We start from the raw sequence: 17,915 nt of genomic DNA, 5'->3' as shown, positions 1-17,915 counted from the left end.
GGAGCGCTACGGCGTCGACGGCCAGGCGATGGCCTCCGACGACGGCATCGTCATCAGGATCCCCGACACCGATGCCGAGCCGCCCGGTGGTGACCTGGTGGTCTTCGACGCCGACGAGATCGACGAGATCGTCACCACCGAGGTGGGCGGGTCCGCGCTGTTCGCGTCCCGGTTCCGCGAGTGCGCCGCCCGGGCGCTGCTGCTCCCTCGCCGCGACCCCGGCCGCCGGTCTCCGCTCTGGCAGCAGCGGCAGCGGTCTGCCGCCCTGCTCGAGGTGGCGTCCAAGTACCCCTCGTTCCCCATCGTCCTCGAGGCGGTCCGCGAGTGCCTCCAGGACGTCTACGACCTGCCGGCGCTGGTGGCCCTGATGAAGGCCGTGGACCGGCGCGAGGTCCACGTCGTCGACGTCGCGACGCAGGCTCCCTCGCCGTACGCCGGCAGCCTCCTCTTCGGCTACGTCGCCCAGTTCGTCTACGAGGGCGACTCCCCGATCGCCGAACGCCGGGCGGCGGCACTGTCCCTCGACCAGGGCCTGCTCGCCGAGCTGCTCGGCCGCGCCGAGCTGCGCGAGCTGCTCGACCCCGAGGTGCTGGCCGAGGTCGAGGCCGAGCTCCAACGGCTCGCTCCCGACCGCCGGGCGCGCGGCGCCGAGGGCGTCGCCGACCTCCTGCGGCTGCTCGGCCCGCTCACCACCGAGGAGGTGCAGGCCCGGTCCGCCGACGGCGTGGACGCCGAGGAGGCGCTCGCCGCCCTCGGCCGCCGGGTCGTGCAGGTGCGCGTGGCCGGCGTCGACTCCTGGGCCGCGATCGAGGACGTCTCCCGGCTCCGTGACGGCCTGGGCGTCGCCGTCCCGCCCGGCACCCCCGAGGCCTTCACCGATCCGGTCGAGGATCCGCTCGCCGACCTGGTCTCCCGCTACGCGCGCACCCACGGACCGTTCACGACCGACCAGGCGGCATCCCGGCTCGGGCTCGGCGCCGCGGTCGTCCGGCACACGTTGCAGCGGCTCGCGGCCCACGGCCGGGTGCTCGACGGCGAGTTCCGGCCCGCCGGCTCCGGCTCGGAGTGGTGCGACGCCGAGGTCCTCCGGTCGCTGCGCCGCCGCTCGCTGGCCCGGCTGCGCAAGGAGGTCGAGCCGGTCCCGCCCGCGGCCCTGGGCCGGTTCCTGCCGGCGTGGCAGCACGTGGTGGCGACGGGGTCGACGACCCGAGGGCTGCGCGGCGTCGACGGCGTGCTGACCGCCGTCGACCAGCTGGCCGGGGCGCCTGTGCCCGCCTCCGCCCTCGAGTCACTCGTGCTCCCGGCCCGGGTGCGCGACTACGAGACCTCCTACCTCGACGAGCTCACCGCCGCCGGCGAGGTGCTCTGGGCCGGCCACGGCGCCCTGCCCGGCGCCGACGGGTGGGTGTCGCTGCACCTCGCCGACCAGGCCCCGCTCACGCTGCCCGAGCACGCACCGTTCCAGCACAGCGAGCTGCACCAGCAGGTGCTCGACGCGCTCGCTCCCGGCGGAGCCTGGTTCTTCCGGCAGCTCTCCGACGCTGTCGGCTCCACCGACGACAAGGCGCTCTCCGCCACCCTGTGGGAGCTGGCCTGGGCGAGCCGGATCAGCAACGACACCCTGACGCCGCTGCGGGCGCTGACCCGCGGCGGCCGGGCGACCCACCGCACCCGGTCCGGGCCGGCCCGCCCGCGGATGGCCTCCACCACGGGGGTCGGCGGGCGCCTGCGCAGCACCGCGCGGGGCGGGCCGCCCGAGACAGCGGGCCGCTGGGCGCTGCTGCCCGATCTCGACACCGACCCGACCCGCCGGGCGCACGCCACGGCCGAGCGCCTGCTCGACCGGCACGGGGTCGTGATCCGCGGCGCCGTGGTCAGCGAGCGCACCGCCGGGGGGTTCGCCGCCGCCTACAAGGTCCTGGCCGCCTTCGAGGACACGGGGCGGTGCCGCCGCGGCTACTTCGTGGACGGGCTCGGCGCGGCGCAGTTCGGCACGGCGGGCGCCATCGACCGGCTGCGCACCTTCAGCGAGACCGACCCCCACGACAAGCCGACGGCCCTGTGCCTCGCGGCGACGGACCCGGCCAACCCCTTCGGAGCAGCCCTCCCCTGGCCGCGCGACGAGGAGGCCGGCGGCCATCGCCCGGGCCGCAAGGCCGGCGCCATGGTGGTGCTCGTCGACGGTGAGCTCACCATCTACGTCGAGCGCGGTGGCAAGACGCTCCTCACCTGGTCCGAGGATGCCGAGCGCCTCGCCCCCGCCGCGGAGGCCCTGGCCGACGCGGCTCGGCGCGGCTCGCTGGGCCGGATGACCGTCGAGAGCGCCGACGGCACCCAGCTGCTGGGGTCGGGCTCCACCCCGGTGCGGGAGGCGCTCCAGGGCGCCGGCTTCGTCGTCACCCCGCGCGGGCTGAGGCTCAGCAGCGGCCATGCCTGAGGGCGACACCGTCTTCCGAGCCGCCCGCCTGCTCGACCGGGCCCTGACCGGACACGTCCTGACCAGGACCGACTTCCGGGTGCCTCAGCACGCGACCGCCGACCTCAGCGGGGGCACCGTCGTCGGCACCGTCTCGCGGGGCAAGCACCTGCTGACCCGGGTCGACGCCGGTGAGGAGCGGTGGACGCTGCACACGCACCTGAAGATGGAGGGAGCGTGGCGGGTGCTCGGTCGTGACCAGCGCTGGCCGAGACCCGCTCACCAGGCCCGCGTCGTCCTGACCACCGCCGACAAGGCCGCGGTGGGGTTCTCCCTCGGGATCGTCGAGCTCGTCGACCGCGCCGACGAGCAGTCGGTCGTCGGTCACTTGGGCCCCGACCTCCTCGGCCCGGACTGGGACGCCGACGAGGCTGTTCGCCGCCTGTCCGCCGAGCCCGGACGCCCGCTCCGCGAGGCGCTCCTGGACCAGCGCAACCTGGCCGGCCTGGGCAACATGTACGCCGCGGAGCTCTGCTTCATCGCGGGGATCCACCCCGAGACACCGGTGGAGCGGGTGCCCGACCTGCGCCGGCTCGTGGTGCGCGCGCAGCAGGTGCTCGCCCTCAACAAGGCGCGGGCGTTCCAGTCCACCACCGGCAACCTGCGCGAGCGCGAGCGGCTCTGGGTCTACCGTCGCGACCGGTCACCGTGCCGGCGCTGCGGCACACCGGTCGTGGTGGAGATGCAGGGTCCGGCGGGGCGGGACCGGGCGTCCTACTGGTGCCCGTCCTGCCAGCCCGCTACCCCGTGATCCTGGACAGCAGCCCGAGCCCGTCGATCCGCACGGGCTTGTCGTCCAGGGTGCGGATCGAGAACCTGCCCGAGCGCTTCCCCTTCAGGCCGGTCACCTTGATCAGGACCTTCTTGGTCAGGGAGGGGCTGCTCAGGTCGATCACCGTGAGCCTCTTGCCGTTGACCATCAGCGCGACGCGTCCGAAGCGGGGGCCGGTGTGCGCGACCAGCGCCACCTTGGTGATGGCGCGACCCCGACGGGTCAGGACCTGGCCCTTGGCGGACGTGAGCAGGTAGGCGCCCCGGTAGGAGCGCTTGTCCTTGACCCGCACCCAGCGCTTGGTCACCCGCGTGAGCTCGCCGTCGTTGAACGGCGCGGCGAACACCCGGGTCGCGGGTGTCGGGTCGAGCACTCCGCTCGCCGAGCGGGCGGCGACCCCGAACACGTGGGTGCCCGGCTTGTACTTCACCCGGGTGCTGGCGCCGCACGGGATGCTCTTGCGGTCGAGCGTGCACACGAACGTGGATCCCGGTGTCGTCGACGCGGCGGCGAACCGCGCCCGGCGGGTGAGCACGAAGCTCTTGGCGGCCGGCCCGTCGGTGATGGTGGTGTCGGGCGCCGTCCCGATGGTGAAAGCGGCGTCGTTGACGTCGAAGAAGTAGTTGCCCACCGCCTCGACCTTGATCCGGGCCGCCGCGGACTGCACCGACGGGATCGTGACCGCCTGGGAGCCGTCGTTGGGGGTGCTCGCGGCCAGCTCGACCGGGAAGGTCGCGCCGCCGTCGAGCGAGAGGGAGATCCGCACGTTCGGCGCGAGCCCGGCCGCGTCGGTGCCGTTCACGGCCCAGGTCACGGTCTGCTGCGTCCCCGGCGCGACCCCGGCTCCACCCGTCGACTGGGAGGTCACGAGGAAAGGCCCCGCGGACGGGTCGACGGTGAGCTCGACGTCGTCGTAGGCGTATCCCCCGCCGACCGGCTTCTGGTCCCGCGCACTGAGCCGGAAGCCGAGGGACCCGCCGGTCAGGAGGTTGGCCGCATAACCCGCCGTGGGGAGGAACTCGGCGAAGCACTCCACCGTCGGGACCGGCACCTCGGCCGGCGCGGCGGGCGCGGCGGGGCACGCTCCCGTCTCCGCGTTGGTGTTGTCGCTCAGCACCTGGGCCAGGTCGGGGAAGGTCCGGCTGGGACTCGCGGTCGCCAGGTTGATGTCGGGAGACGGTGACTGGAGCGCCTCGGCCTGCGACACGTCGGCACGCACCCCGAACATCCGGAACAGGGGGCCCTCGACCTTGGTGTTGTCGACCAGGCCGGTGCCGAGACCCGACCCGGTGTCGGTCTGCTCCCAGAGGTACACCAGCGGATCGGCGTCGGCGTCCGTGCCGGACCCGGTGAGGGTGAACGGCGTCCGGACCGGGATGGTCCTGTCAGCAGGGGCGGTCACGACCGGGTTGGTGTTGGCCACCGTCTCGCTGGTGCCTTCGTTGGTGGTCTCGCCGCCGTTGACGGTCGTGCCGGTGAACGTCGTGAACGTGTCGGGAACGGTCGGTGTGATCACAAGCGTCGGGACGTCCACGCCGGTTCCCGCCAGCGCGAAGTCGACGGTGAACCCGTCCTCGGAGGGGAGGGACAGGGGTGCCGGGAAGCCGCCGCTGTCGTAGTCGCTGACCTCCAGCGCGGTCACCGTCTCCCCCGTGGCCGCCGACACGGCGTTGGCCACCGCGAGCGAGTTGTATCCGACGCCTGCGGTGACCGTGTTGGCACCGTTGGGGCACCCCGCGCACGAGATCGTGAACGCGTCGGTGCCGTCGAAGCCCTCGAGGTTGACCACCTGCTGCTCGTCGGCGGTGGTGGTGTCGTCCGCGACGGTGTCGGTGATCTCCTGGATGCTGACGAACGAGAAGTAGGGGTCGCTGTGCGGCTGCAGGTTGTCCTGCTCGCAGATGCCGGCGTACGCCATGACCGACGACCCCGACCCGGGCTCGACGAGCGTCGTGTCGGTGTTGCGGTTGGGCGCGGCGCAGTTGCCCTGGGTCCCGTTGAACGTGTGGTTGCCGCCCATCTGGTGGCCGAGCTCGTGGGCGACGTAGTCGATGGCGAAGAAGTCGCCCTCGGGGAACGGCAGTCCGGTACAGCCCCGGGCCTTGCCGCTGCCGCCGACCACGCCGAGCCCGGCCACGCCGCCGCCGTTGATGCCGAGGCCGATGTGGCCGATGTCGTAGTCGTCCGCGCCGATGATCTGGCCGATCACGAAGATGTTGCGGTTGAGCAGGTCCCCGGTGCAGCCGTCCTCGAGCTGGGTCGTGGTGTAGCAGGCGTTGGCGCCGCACGGGCCACCGGGCTCGGTGGCCAGCGCGGCGGTGTCGAGGTTGAGCAGGTCGTTGTCGGCGACGAGGAGGAACTGGATGGCGAGGTCGTCCATGTAGACCTGGTTGACCCGGTTGATCAGCGTGACCTTCTCAGCCGAGACGTTGGCCGCGCCGAAGTACGCCGCGTAGCTCGGGTCCGTGACCAGCGCGAGCCGGTAGTCCTTCTGGGTGACGGGCCCGTCCGGAGCGCCGATCTGCTCGGTGGCCGCCGCGAGCGCCTCGGCGGTGTCGTCGGCATCGCGCTCCACGAACAGCTCCGCCGACCGCGGCACCGCCGAGCCGTAGTAGCTGAGGTGCCGGGTCTCGCCCCGCCGGTTGAAGGCGGGGTCGACGTACCAGGCGCCCATTCCGCCCGGGCTGCGCACCGACGCGTGGAACCCCATCGGCGTGAGGTCCATCCGGATGCTCAGGCTGGTGTCGTCCACCCCGTTGCCCGCGTAGGTGCGGAGCTCCGGGTGGCGAGCCTCGAAGCCGGGCTCGCCCACCACGGTCTCGACCACGGCGAACCGCTGGAGCTCGCCGCTGGGGTCGGGGATCTCCACCTGGAGGGCGGCACCGGTGCCGCGGGCGGCCGCGTCCGGGCTCGGCGCCTGCGCCAGCTCGGACCGCAGGTCGCCCACCTCGACGGAGAACGCCGAGTAGTCGGTCGGGCTCACCCGGACCTTGGGCCCGGCCAGCGACAGGTCGGCCAGGGGGGTGAAGAGGTCGTCGACCGCCGGGCTCGGGAAGGCCGTCGGGCTGCCCGAAGCCGGCACCGCTCCCAGCACCGAGGCGGTCAGCCCGAGGGCGAGCGTGCTGAGCAGGAGCCGGCCGGGCCGCAGGGTCATGTCCGACAAACTAGTGTCGGGGCGGCGGGTTATGCGGCGGAAGCCACCACGTCGGGTCCGCGCAGGCCCGTGCCGCCGACCTCGAGGGTCGCGATCTCGAGCGAGGCGACCTCCAGGGCGATCGCCGCCTCCTCGAGGGCGACTGCGTCGGACACCTCACGCAGCACGTCGGACAGCGGCACGTCGAGGGCGCCGCACAGCGACGCGAGGAGCTCGGACGACGCCTCCTTCTGGCCGCGCTCGATCTCGGAGATGTAGCCGAGGCTCACCCGGGCCTCGGCCGAGACCTCGCGAAGCGTCATGCCGCGGCGCATCCGCTCCGCGCGCAGCACGTCGCCGAGCAGTCGGCGGAACAGCACCATGCGGGTCTCCTTCCGGGTCCGTGTGCCCAACGCTACCCGAGGGTGGGTTTCTTCCCGCGCAGTATGGCAGCGAGCGCGGACAGCGCCTCGGCGCAGGTCCGGTCGCGGATCTCGAAGCGCGACCCAGCCAGCTCCAGGGCGACGACCGACTCGTCGTCGGGCCCGGCGACGGCCACGAACACGGTCCCGGCCGGCTTGCCCTCCTGTGTCTCCGGTCCTGCGACCCCCGTGGTGCTCAGGCCGTACGTCGCTCCCATCAGCCGGCGCGCACCCTGGGCCATCGACCGCGCACACTCCGCCGACACGACGCCGTGGGCCTCCACCAGGCTCTCGGGCACCCCGAGCAGGGAGACCTTGAGCCTCGTCGCGTACGCCACGACGCCACCGACGAACGTCGCCGACGAGCCGGGCGTCTCGGTGAGCAGCATCCCAAGGCGCCCGCCCGTGAGCGACTCCGCCGTGGCCACGGTCTGCTCCCCCTCCAGGAGCAGGCCGTGGACCACCGCGGCTTCGCGAAGGGCGTCCCGCTTCGGGTCCTTCGTGGTCCGTCCGGCCGTCATGGCTTGACGGTAATCACGTCCTTGGCAGTGTCGTCGTTCACCTGGTCGTTCCCGAGGTACTTGACCGTCACGTTACGAGTCCCGGCCTTCTTGAACGGGGCGAGCTCAAGCACGGCCTTGCCGTTGAACAGGGTCAGCGTCGTCGTACCCAGGCCTTGCACGGTGATCTTCACCTTGCCGCCGACCGTGGGCACCCCGTCCGCCTCGACCTTCACGGCGATCCGGACATCGGTCTTCCTTGCCCTGATGTTCTGCGGCTTGACCTCGACGTCCACCTTGGACTTCGCCTTCACGATCTGCAGAACGAATGGCGCAGATCCGGCCTGGGTGTTGGCGTCACCGGAGTAGACCGCCGTCAGGGGGATATTGCCTGGCTGCAGGGAACGCTTCGGCAGGGTGATGGTCGCCGTGCCGTTGACCACTGTCCCCGAGGCGATCAGCGTGAAGCCCTCCCGGATCTCGACGGTGCCGCCGGGAGCGGCCCCGCCCGCAGCCACGGTCACGGTGACCGTGGACGACTGCCCGTACCGCACCTTCGGGGCGTCCACCGACAGCGTCGGCGTCGCCTTCAGGACGGTGAGCTGCAGCTCGGTCTCAGCGGGGCTGTACCCGCCGCCACCGCTGTAGACCGCGCGCAGCGTCCGGGTTCCCGCAGGGACCGATCGCGGAGCGAGGGTGATGGTGGCGACGCCGCCGACCATGCTGGCCGAGCCCAGGGACTGGGCGCCGTCGAACAGCTCGACGGTCCCGGTGGCGGTGCCGTTGTTGCCGGTGACGGTGACCTGGACCTGAGCCTGCTGCCCGTAGGTGATCGTCACGTCGTCCGCGGCGATCGACTGGCTGGCCGTGACGTTGACCGGCACCGGGATCTCCGTCCCGGTCGTCGCGCCGGACAGGACGAGGGTGTTCGTCCCTCCCGACGCCCCGGCCGGGATCACGACGTCGACGCTGGTGGTGCCGGTGGCGTCGAACCCGGGCAGCGCGGCCTGGATGGCGTTGTTGAGCGGGAACGTCCCCAGGGTGGTGGCGCCCAGCTTGACCACGACCTCGGTGTCCAGCGGGTCGGCCGCGTTGCTGAACGACCAACCGCTGACGTCGAAGGTGACGTGGTCGCCGGAGGCGTACGACGCCGGGGCGCCTGCGGGGAACACCACGTGCACGCCGTTCTGCTTCGTCGGTGCCGGCAGGGGCGCGTCGCCCTCACCTGTGTTGGCGAACTCGTCCATGTAGTTGACCATCGCCTGCAGGTCGGTCAGACCGGCCTCGGCCTTGTTCAGACCGCCGGCGAACGCCCCGAAGTTGTCGCCGCCTGTCGCCAGGAACCCGTTGACCGTCACCGAGTAGGTCGCGCCCAGGTCGAGCGGCACACCGTTGAGCCACATCCCGGTCACCGTCCCCTTGGTCCCCGCCGGGGATCCGGCCGGAGGCGGCACGGAGGTGTAGGTGAACCCCTGTGAGGCACCGAGCTTCAGGAACGGCCGCGAAGCCCCGGCCGGTTGCCACTGCTGCTCCAGCGCCGTCTTGATCTGCGCACCGGTCAGGTCCATGTTGACCAGACCGTTCGCGAACGGCTGCACCTCGGCGGCCTGCTTGTAGGTGAGCACCCGCGGGTAGTTGGGGTCGCCCACGTTGGGCGCCTTGCCGAGCATGTCGGTGCGGAGACCACCCGGGTTCATGAACGCGATCTGCGCCGAGCCCGCTTCCGGACCCGAGGTCTGCCAGCGCTGCGCCTCGGCGACCAGGTTGCCCAGGGTCGACTCGACGCCACGGTTCTCGGTGGTCCCGTTGGCGAGGTAGCCACGCTTGATCGGACCCGCGATCTGACCCAGAGGCACCGCGCCCAGCACGGAGGCTTCCGCCTCCGCGTCGGCCACGATCGCCTGTGTGTCGGCGTCCGTGGCGAACGACTCCACCCAGGCAGGCTGACCAGAACCGCCGCACGACGTCCCGTTCGACGCCGAGCAGCTCTTCAGCCTCACGACGCTCTGGGTCTTGCTCTGGACCTCACCGGTGGTGTTGTCGACGGTGAAGACGAGCTTGTTCAGCGCGGCACCGTACTGGCCCGCGGACACCACCGGACGTTCCGTGACCGGGCGTCCCGTCCAGCCGGGGACTGCGAAGGAGCAGTTGTACTCCAAGTGCGTGTGTCCCGACACGATCGCGTCGACGTTGTCGTTGACGCCCTTGACGATCGACCCGAAGTCCGTGTCCGGCGCCAGGGCGCCGATGTCGGTGCAGTTCGTCATCGGAGCACCCTCGTGGACCAGCATGACGACGATGTCGGCGCCCTGCGTGTTCACCAGGTCGTTGGCGGCCGCGTTGGTCTCGGTGACGATGTCGGTCACCTTGATCTCCTCGATGCCCCCTGGGCTCACCAGCTCGGGCAGGTGCTCGGTGACGGTGCCCACGAAACCGACGCGGATCGAACCGAAGTCCTTGGTCCACGTCGACGGCAACGCCGGGTTGTCGTTGGCCTTGAACCGGACGTTGGCGCCGAGGTAGGCCCACTCGGCCCCGCCTTCGGGGTTGGTGGTGGCGTCGTAGTCCGCCATCACGCGGTCCACCAGGTCGTCGTAGCCCTGGTCGAACTCGTGGTTGCCCACGGACGACACGTCGAGGCCCGCTTCGTTGAGTGCGTCGATGGTCGGCTTGTCGTTGAGGATGAACGACTCGAACGTCGACGCTCCGATGAGGTCACCGGCGGCCGCGAAGATCGAGTTGGGGTTGTTGCCTCGCAGCTCGTTGACAGCACCGGCCAGGACACCGGCTCCAGCCGCCGCCGACGTGGGGTCCTTCGAGATCCGGCCATGGAAGTCGTTGGTCCCCAAGATCTGGACGTCGGTCGTCGTCGGGTCGGCGGTGTCGATGCCGACCAGCTCCGGGTTGTGGTCCGAGGACTTGAACGGCCCCGGCAGGTACAGGTCGGTGACGTTGTAGTTGTAGCGGCTGTACTCGTAGTAGACCGACTCGTTGGAGTTGATCTCCCATATGTCGACCCCCTCCACGTCGGCCAGCGCCGCGGCGTTGGCCAGCACGTGGTCGAGCGAGCCGATCTGGCCGTCGAAGTTGTAGCTCTCCTCCTCCGGGTTGCTGGTCGACTCCAGGTTCGTGTAGCCGGCCGCGTTGAGGATCTGGATGGGGTCCTCTTCGGAGTAGGCGTTGAAGTCACCAGCCAGGAAGACCCGGGTGATCCCGCGCAGCGTCTTGAAGTCGTTGGCGAAGGTCACCAGCGCGTTGGCCTGGAGCATGCGACGGTCGTTGGCGTTGCCCTGGCCGTCGGGGTCGGCCGTGCCGGATCCCTTGGACTTGAAGTGGTTGACGATGACCGCGAAGGCGTCAGCGTCTGGCGTGCCGACCCTCTTGAAGGCCTGGGCCAGCGGCTCACGTGCGTCGGCGAACGCCTCCGTCCCGCTCGACTGGTCGGCCAGGACGACCGATCCACCCACGAGGGCCACCTTGGAGGGCTTGTAGATGAAGCCGTTGCGGATGACGTCCTGCTCCGCGAGGGGCGGCAGATCGGCCGCGGCCGGCGAGGGCACGGCGGCCCAGGTCCCGGGACCCGCGGCAGCGTTGAGTGCGCTCACCAAGGCGTTGATGGCGAAGTCACGGGGCTTGCCGTAGTGCACGGAGTTCTCGAGCTCCTCGAGGGAGACGATGTCCGCGCCTGCGGTGTTGATGGCCGACACGATCTTGTCGCGCTGCCGCACCAGGTTGGCGTTGTTGGCCGCCCCGCGCGGACCGTTGGGGTTGCACGAGTTGTTCGTGATCTGGTTGCCGTCACGGTCCGTGAAGTACGTGCAGGTCCGCCCGCCTCCCAGGGCGACGAACTCGTTGCCCGTCGTCGGGAAGAAGTTCAGGACGTTGAACGTGGCGAGCTTGACGTCGCCGCCGACGGCCTGCGGCGCGGCGTTGGCCGCCCTGGTCTGGGCGAACTGCGGCTGCGTGCCGGTCGGCGCACCGACGACCTGGGTCGTCGGCACCAGGCGCCAGGCGTTGAACCCGGAGGTGAAGATCACGGGGGCCGGGAAGGTCACCGCGGCGCCGACCCGCACCGGGTGCGTGGGTGTGAGCCACGGGAACGGCAGGCCTGTGTTGGCCGCGGTCGTGTAGTTGGTGGCCGACGCGTCGTCGAGGATGATCCGGTGCGCGTTGTTGTAGGCGATGCGCTCGTTCTTCGCTGCCGTCGCCTGGGCGTCGATGATCTCCGTGGGGGCCACCAGAGGGATGGTGCTGTCGGCCGCCAGGCCGATCTCGCCGAACATCGAGGTCCCGTTGCTGCCGTCGTTGTAGTAGGGCGACCCGTCGTAGACGTCTGTCGTCGTCCAGGCCGCCGCCGGCTGGAACGCCTCGCTCTCAACGACCTCACGCGCGCTGTCGAGTGCCGCACCTGCGAGGCAGCCGGCGCCGGGGAGCGCACAGTCAGTCCCCGGGATCTGCGACTTGACCGCAACGGCTCCAGGCAGGTCCGCGATGACCGCGAGGCCGGCGTTGTTCGCGGTGATCTGGGTCTGGCCGGAGAACTCACCGACCGTGCCGATCACTTCGACCGAGTCGCCGATCGCCGGGTAGCTGCCGTTGTTGAACCCGTTGGCGCCGCCGTAGACGAAGACTGCATCGGACGCGTTGGGGGTGTCGGCGCCGGGCGTCTGGATGTAGAAGCCGTTCAGGCCGCCGGTCGGGTACGACGCGGTGACCTCGCCTTGCGTCCTGACCACCTGGTTGTTCACCGGCGAGGTCGCTCCCGTGCCCTGGATGCTTGCTATGGGCGTCACGGTCGTCGGGGCAGCCCCGATGTCGAAGGAGAACGTCTCGGTGTCCGTCCCCGCCGTGGGAGAGCTCGAGTCGGTGACCTGGACGATCGGGTCGTATTCGCCGGCCGTGGTGGGAGTGCCCGACACCACGCCGTCGGGAGCCACGGTGACCCCGGGAGGCATGCCGCTCACGGCCTCCCAGGTGAAGGGCTGCACTCCGCCGTTGGCGGCGAGCTGGAACGGCGCGATGCCCACGTTCACGGTGCCGGTCTTGTTGCCGGGAGCGTTGACCGACACCGGCGGGGGCACGAAGTCCTGCACGATCGAGACGTTGTCGATGCCGACCCACTCGTCGCTGCCAACGGCGTTCGTGGTGAGCACGCGCACGAAGACCGAGGGCTGGTTGTCAGCCGCAGCCGGCAGGGTGACGTCGCGGTGGCTCACCAGCGTGGCCAGGCTCGGCCCCGTCGAGGTGTCGGCGATGTACCCGGCCGGGAGGTTGGTGTAGGCGCCGGCCGCACCGACCCGGTACTGGACTGCGATCGACTGTACCGCGTTGTCGCTCGACCCGTCGAGGTCCTTGGCGTCGAAGGAGAAGGTCGTGCCGGTCTTGCCCGTCAGGTCGAGGTGGAACACGACGTTCGGTGCGTCCGCGGTGCCGCTGCCCTGGAGCGCGATCGACTGGAACGCCGCCTCGAACTCCGCGACCCCACCCGCAGTGCTGCCCGAGGGGTTGGTCTGGTTGGCGATCACGTCGGTGTCGTTGGCCAGAGCACTGTCGCTGGTGAGCGTCTGCGGGTCCGTGCCGGTCCCCGTCGTGATGTCCTGACCCAGGTAGCCCTGCACCCCGGTGACGCCTGACCAGCTGTCGTTGGTGGTGATGAGACCCGCGTTCGACCAGTCCTGGGTGTACGGGAAGGTCGCGATCTTGCTGGACACGTCCGCCTGTGCCGCCGGAGCGACGATCAGGAGCTGGAGGCCGGTGAGGGCCAGGGCCGCCGAGAGGAACGCTGCGAATCGGGCGCCAGTGCGGGGCCGGGCGTGAGGCATCAAGGGTCTCCAGAGTCAGACGGACAACGGGTCGAGCGACGGGTCGGAAGAGGAAAGAACGATGACGACCCGAGAGGCGTCGTCACGGAAGGGAAGTCTCACTGCTGGGGAAGGGCAGTGGGTGAACTGTCCGTGACGATCAGGCCAAGGTCAACCCCCTGGGCCGGACCGTTACCGAGGTGGTTCCCACTGACCGGAGAGTCAGTCCTGGGCGGTCCGGCGGAGCTGGTGGCGCTGACGCCATACGCCCATGAAGAACTGCGCACCCGAGACCATGGTCAGCACCACGGCGATCCCGACGAGCACGACCGCGGCGTAGTAGAGGACGGTCCCGGGGGTCTCCATCCAGCCGGGCAGGTCCGGGTCCCGGAAGGGCAGAACGAGACCGCTCAGGCCGATGACCTGGAAGGTCGTCTTCAGCTTGCCGAGGGTGTCCGCCGCGATCACCATCCGTTTGAGGATGGAGAGCCGGAGCAACGTCACGCTCCACTCACGCACCAGGACCGCGATCGTGCCCAGCCACCACCACGGGCTCTCGAAGATGACGGCCAGGCCGACGAAGGCCATCCCGGTCATCGCCTTGTCGGCGATCGGGTCGGCGATCTTGCCGAAGTCGGTGATCAGGCCGCGCGAGCGGGCGATGTCACCGTCGATCTTGTCGGTGATCATGGCGACCACGAAGATCGTGAACGCCGTCAGCCGCCAGCCGACCGAGTCGCCACCGTCCATGAGCAGCGCCGCGCCGAAGAAGGGCACGAGCACGATCCGCAGCGTCGTGAGCGCGTTGGGGAGGTTGTAGTTGCTCGGCTTCACCGGTGTGGCCGGCGGCTCTGAGGTGGTCGGATCGAGGCCCGGGTCGGTCATTCCGGCACCGCCAGCAGGTCGATCCCCTCGGCACCGGTGACCCGGGCCAGGACGAGGTCGCCCACCACGGCCGACCCGGCCGCGGAGGTGACCAGGGACGTGGTGCCGTCGACCTCGGGTCCCTGGTGCTCGGCCCTCCCGACGACCCCACCGTCGACGGTGACCTCCTCGACGAGGACCGTGACGACCTCGCCGACCCGCTCCTCGGCCCGCTGGGCTGTCAGCTCCTCGACGAGCGAGGACACGTGCTCGGTGCGGGCCCGGATCTCGTCCTCGTCCAGCTTGCCGTCGAACGACTCCGCTTCCGTGCCGTCCTCGTCGGAGTAGCCGAACACGCCGGTCACGTCCATCCGCGCCGCCACCAGGAAGTCGCAGAGAACCTCCAGGTCGCGCTCGGTCTCTCCGGGGAAGCCGACGATCACGTTGGAGCGGACCCCCGCGGTGGGCGCCAGCGACCGCACCTGCTCGAGCAGCGCGAGGAAGCTGTCCGCGTCGCCGAACCGGCGCATCCGCCGCAGCACGGGGTTGCTGGCGTGCTGGAAGGACAGGTCGAAGTAGGGCACGACACCCGGTGTCGACGCGATCGCCTCGATCAGCCCGGGTCGGGTCTCGGCCGGCTGGAGGTAGGAGACCCGCACCCGGTCGACCCCCTCGATCGCCGCCAGCTCGGGGAGAAGGGTCTCCAACAGGCGCAGGTCGCCGAGGTCCTTCCCGTACGACGTGGAGTTCTCGCTGACCAGGAACAGCTCGCGCACCCCCTCGGCGGCGAGCCACCGGGCCTCGTCGAGCACCTCGCTGGGGCGGCGGCTGACGAACGAGCCGCGGAACATCGGGATCGCGCAGAAGGTGCATCGTCGGTCGCAGCCGTTGGCCAGCTTGAGCGGCGCGGTCGGCGCGCGGTCGAGGCGGGCCCGCGGTGCGGCCGGCGCGCTGGTCCGCTCCGCCGGGGAGATGGGCAGCAGCCGGCGCCGGTCCTGCGGGGTGTGCGGGTGGTGGGTCTCCCCCGCCACGATGGACCTCAGCCGGTCCGCGATGTCCGGGTAGTCGTCGAAGCCGAGGACGGCGTCGGCCTCCGGGAGCGAGGCGGCCAGCTCCGCGCCGTAGCGCTCGGCCATGCAGCCGACGGCGACGACCGCCCGGGCCTTGCCGCCGAGACCCGCCGTGTCGCGCAGGTCCGCGGCCTCGAGGATCGCGTCGACGGAGTCCTTCTTGGCGGCCTCCACGAAACCACAGGTGTTGACGACCACGGTGTCCGCCGACTCCGGGTCCGCGACGAGCTGGAAGCCGTCCGCCTCGAGCCGGCCGGCGAGCTCCTCGGAGTCGACCTCGTTACGGGCACACCCAAGGGTCACCAACGCAACGGACAGCACCGAACGAGACTACCGGCGCACGTGCCCCGGGCACGAAGTGGCGGGCGCGCGCTACCTCGCGGTGAACACGTCCTGGGCGGTCTGGCCGGTCTCACCGAGCGCGCCGTGCTCCTGGCCGTCGACCGTGACCTCGAGCGAGCCGTCGCTCGACTGGATCCGGACCGGCGGGCTCACCTCGAGCACCTGCGTGGCGCCGAAGGCGATCGAGTCCTTGAAGACGACCTGTCCACCTCCGTCGCGGACCACCACGTGGGCGCCCCCGCCGGCGGCCGTCAGCCGGACCTCGACGGGGGGCGCGAGCTCTCCACCCCCTGTGAGGCCGGCGGAGCCGTTGGCCAGGCTCGGGCTCGCGGGCGTCACCGACGGCGGCTGGTCCAGCACCAGCCGGGCGACCGACCAGATGAGGACGAACGCCATCACGGCGGCGACCAGGACCGACCAGTTGGGGCCGCCACGGGTGCCCTTGAGGGGGCCGCGGCGTCCGGTGGCCAGCTCGGCCTCGAAGACCCGGCGCGGGTCGACCGGGGCGTCGGCGTACCGCTCGGCGTAGGACTCGAGCAGGGGCGCGGCGTCCAGCCCGAGCACCCGGGCGAGGGTGCGGAGGTGACCTCGGGCGTAGAAGTCCCCGCCACACGGGGCGAAGTCGTCGATCTCCAGGGCCTCGATCACGTGCGGCCGGATCCGGGTCCGTTCGGCGAGCTGGTCGATGCTCAGCCGGAGGCGCTCCCGTGCCGCGCGCAGCTGGGGACCGATGACGGGGTCCACGACCGGCACGTCCGCGAGGTCGTCGATGACCACCGTGGACGACCGCCACACCCCGGTGTCGGTGACGTCGATCGCCACCGTCTGCTCGGGCTCGGCCACCTCGCGCTCGGCCAGGATCTCGGCGCGCCGGGCCGGGACGGTGTCGCGGGACGTCGTGGGCGTCGGGCTCGCCACCACTGCGGGGACCTCGCCGGTCGCGTCATCGGCGTCAGCGGCGTCCGGAGACTCAGCGGCCTCGGCCACGGCCACCGCGGTGAGCTCGTCGCCGGCCTCATCACCGGTCACGGCGTCGTCCTGGACCGCGGGCACGATCTCGACGACCTCGCAGCGGTCACCCGCAAGCCGCGCGAGGGACGCGGTCAGGTCGCCGTCGGACCCGGTGATCGTCGTCACCAGGCCGAGCGGGGTCGCCACGTGCTCGCTGCCGTCCCGCGGGAAGAGGATGAGCCGGCCGTCGCGGAGCACACCGCGACGCGGCAGGTGCTCGAGCTCCTCGAGGTCCGCCCACGGGATGCCCCGCCAGGACCGGCCCGTCCTGACCCGGACGCCCTGGTCGTCGGCGACGAACAGCGGCGTACGGGCGTCCCGCAGCGCGTGCAGGTGGAGCAGCGTCAACGAGCCCAGGACGGCGAACACCGCCCAGTCGAGCGCGCTGCCACCTCCTGCCGCACGCACGAAGTAGGCGGCGGCCACGAGTCCGGTGAGACCGGAGGCGACCGCGGCGACCTTGGCGTTGCGACCCACGGAGACCTGGTTCACGACTACTCCCCCTGCAGGGTCATGATGACGGCGTCGATCTCGTCCGGCTTGACCAGCACGTCGCGGGCCTTGGAGCCCTCGCTGGGGCCGACGATGCCGCGACTCTCGAGGATGTCCATGAGCCGGCCGGCCTTGGCGAACCCGACCCGCAGCTTGCGCTGCAGCATCGAGGTGGAGCCGAACTGCGTCGACACGACGAGCTCGATCGCCTGGACCACGAGGTCCATGTCGTCGCCGATGTCGTCGTCGAGCTCGCGCTTGCTGGCAGCTGGCGCGGTCACGTCGTCGCGGTAGGTCGGCTCGAGCTGGGCCTTGCAGTGCTTCACCACCGCGTGGATCTCGCTCTCGGTGACCCACGAGCCCTGGACCCGCACAGCCTTCGAGGACCCCATGGGCAGGAACAGCCCGTCGCCCTGGCCGACCAGCTTCTCCGCACCGGGCTGGTCGAGGATGACCCGGCTGTCGGCGAGCGACGAGGTCGCGAACGCCAGCCGGGAGGGAACGTTGGCCTTGATCAGCCCGGTGACGACGTCCACGCTGGGTCGCTGCGTGGCGAGCACCAGGTGGATGCCGGCGGCGCGAGCGAGCTGGGTGATCCGGACGATCGCGTCCTCGACGTCACGCGGCGCGACCATCATCAGGTCGGCCAGCTCGTCGACGATGACGAGGAGATAGGGGTACGGCGCCACCTCGCGCTCCGACCCGGGCGGCACGGTGACCTTGCCGGCGCGGACCGCCTTGTTGAAGTCGTCGATGTGCCGGAAGCCGAAGTTGGCGAGGTCGTCGTACCGCATGTCCATCTCGCGGACGACCCAGGCCAGCGCCTCCGCGGCCTTCTTCGGGTTGGTGATGATCGGCGTGATCAGGTGCGGGACGCCCTCGTAGGCGTTCAGCTCGACCCGCTTGGGATCGACCATGATCATCCGCACCTCGTCGGGCGTGGAGCGCATCAGGATCGAGGTGATCATCGAGTTGATGAAGCTCGACTTGCCGGAGCCGGTGGCACCCGCGACCAGCAGGTGCGGCATCTTC

General features: G+C 71.1%; 10 protein-coding genes. 2 read left to right on the top strand and 8 right to left on the bottom strand.

What is annotated here, in order from left to right; genetic code table 11:
• Both JHD21_RS11855 and JHD21_RS11850 read left to right on the top strand, forming a co-directional pair.
• Positions 1 to 2,437, top strand: a 2,437-nt coding sequence (locus JHD21_RS11855; protein ID WP_365695960.1) for a crosslink repair DNA glycosylase YcaQ family protein, incomplete at its 5' end; no start/stop codon positions are given.
• Positions 2,430 to 3,227 carry a DNA-formamidopyrimidine glycosylase family protein gene (locus tag JHD21_RS11850; protein ID WP_292675260.1) on the top strand — a complete coding sequence of 266 codons (798 nt, stop codon included), beginning with the start codon at positions 2,430 to 2,432 and terminating at the stop codon, positions 3,225 to 3,227. The genes JHD21_RS11855 and JHD21_RS11850, both read left to right, overlap by 8 nt.
• Here the strand turns inward: JHD21_RS11850 and JHD21_RS11845 are convergent.
• The 8 genes from JHD21_RS11845 to JHD21_RS11810 form a co-directional block, all read right to left on the bottom strand.
• A complete protein-coding gene (locus JHD21_RS11845) occupies positions 3,217 to 6,402 on the bottom strand; it encodes a M12 family metallo-peptidase (RefSeq protein WP_292675257.1) in 3,186 nt (1,061 codons plus the stop codon). The two genes, JHD21_RS11850 and JHD21_RS11845, sit on opposite strands and share 11 nt — an antisense overlap.
• Before the next feature lie 29 nt (positions 6,403 to 6,431).
• Positions 6,432 to 6,764 carry a helix-turn-helix transcriptional regulator gene (locus JHD21_RS11840; RefSeq protein WP_292675254.1) on the bottom strand — a complete coding sequence of 111 codons (333 nt, stop codon included), beginning with the start codon at positions 6,762 to 6,764 and terminating at the stop codon, positions 6,432 to 6,434.
• Between the two features lie 32 nt (positions 6,765 to 6,796).
• Entirely contained in the window at positions 6,797 to 7,324 is a 528-nt protein-coding gene (locus tag JHD21_RS11835) for a CinA family protein (protein WP_292675252.1), read from the bottom strand.
• Positions 7,321 to 13,125, bottom strand: coding sequence for an ExeM/NucH family extracellular endonuclease (locus JHD21_RS11830; RefSeq protein ID WP_292675249.1), 5,805 nt, complete (start codon positions 13,123 to 13,125; stop codon positions 7,321 to 7,323). The genes JHD21_RS11835 and JHD21_RS11830 overlap by 4 nt, the downstream gene beginning before the upstream one ends.
• 201 nt (positions 13,126 to 13,326) lie before the next feature.
• Positions 13,327 to 13,989, bottom strand: coding sequence for a CDP-diacylglycerol--glycerol-3-phosphate 3-phosphatidyltransferase (pgsA, locus tag JHD21_RS11825; RefSeq protein ID WP_292675246.1), 663 nt, complete (start codon positions 13,987 to 13,989; stop codon positions 13,327 to 13,329).
• Positions 13,986 to 15,356, bottom strand: coding sequence for a 30S ribosomal protein S12 methylthiotransferase RimO (gene rimO, locus JHD21_RS11820; protein WP_292675262.1), 1,371 nt, complete (start codon positions 15,354 to 15,356; stop codon positions 13,986 to 13,988). The genes pgsA and rimO overlap by 4 nt, the downstream gene beginning before the upstream one ends.
• Positions 15,357 to 15,410: 54 nt before the next feature.
• Complete coding sequence (locus JHD21_RS11815) at positions 15,411 to 16,883, bottom strand: helix-turn-helix domain-containing protein (protein WP_292675243.1); 1,473 nt, start codon at positions 16,881 to 16,883, stop codon at positions 15,411 to 15,413.
• A 2-nt stretch (positions 16,884 to 16,885) separates the two neighbouring features.
• Positions 16,886 to 17,915 (bottom strand): DNA translocase FtsK (locus tag JHD21_RS11810; protein ID WP_292675240.1); only part of this gene is annotated, 1,030 nt, incomplete at its 5' end.

Origin of the sequence: Nocardioides sp., from assembly GCF_016462705.1 — a bacterium.
Lineage (GTDB): Bacteria > Actinomycetota > Actinomycetes > Propionibacteriales > Nocardioidaceae > Nocardioides.
This window is presented reverse-complemented; position numbering and strand designations above follow the sequence as displayed.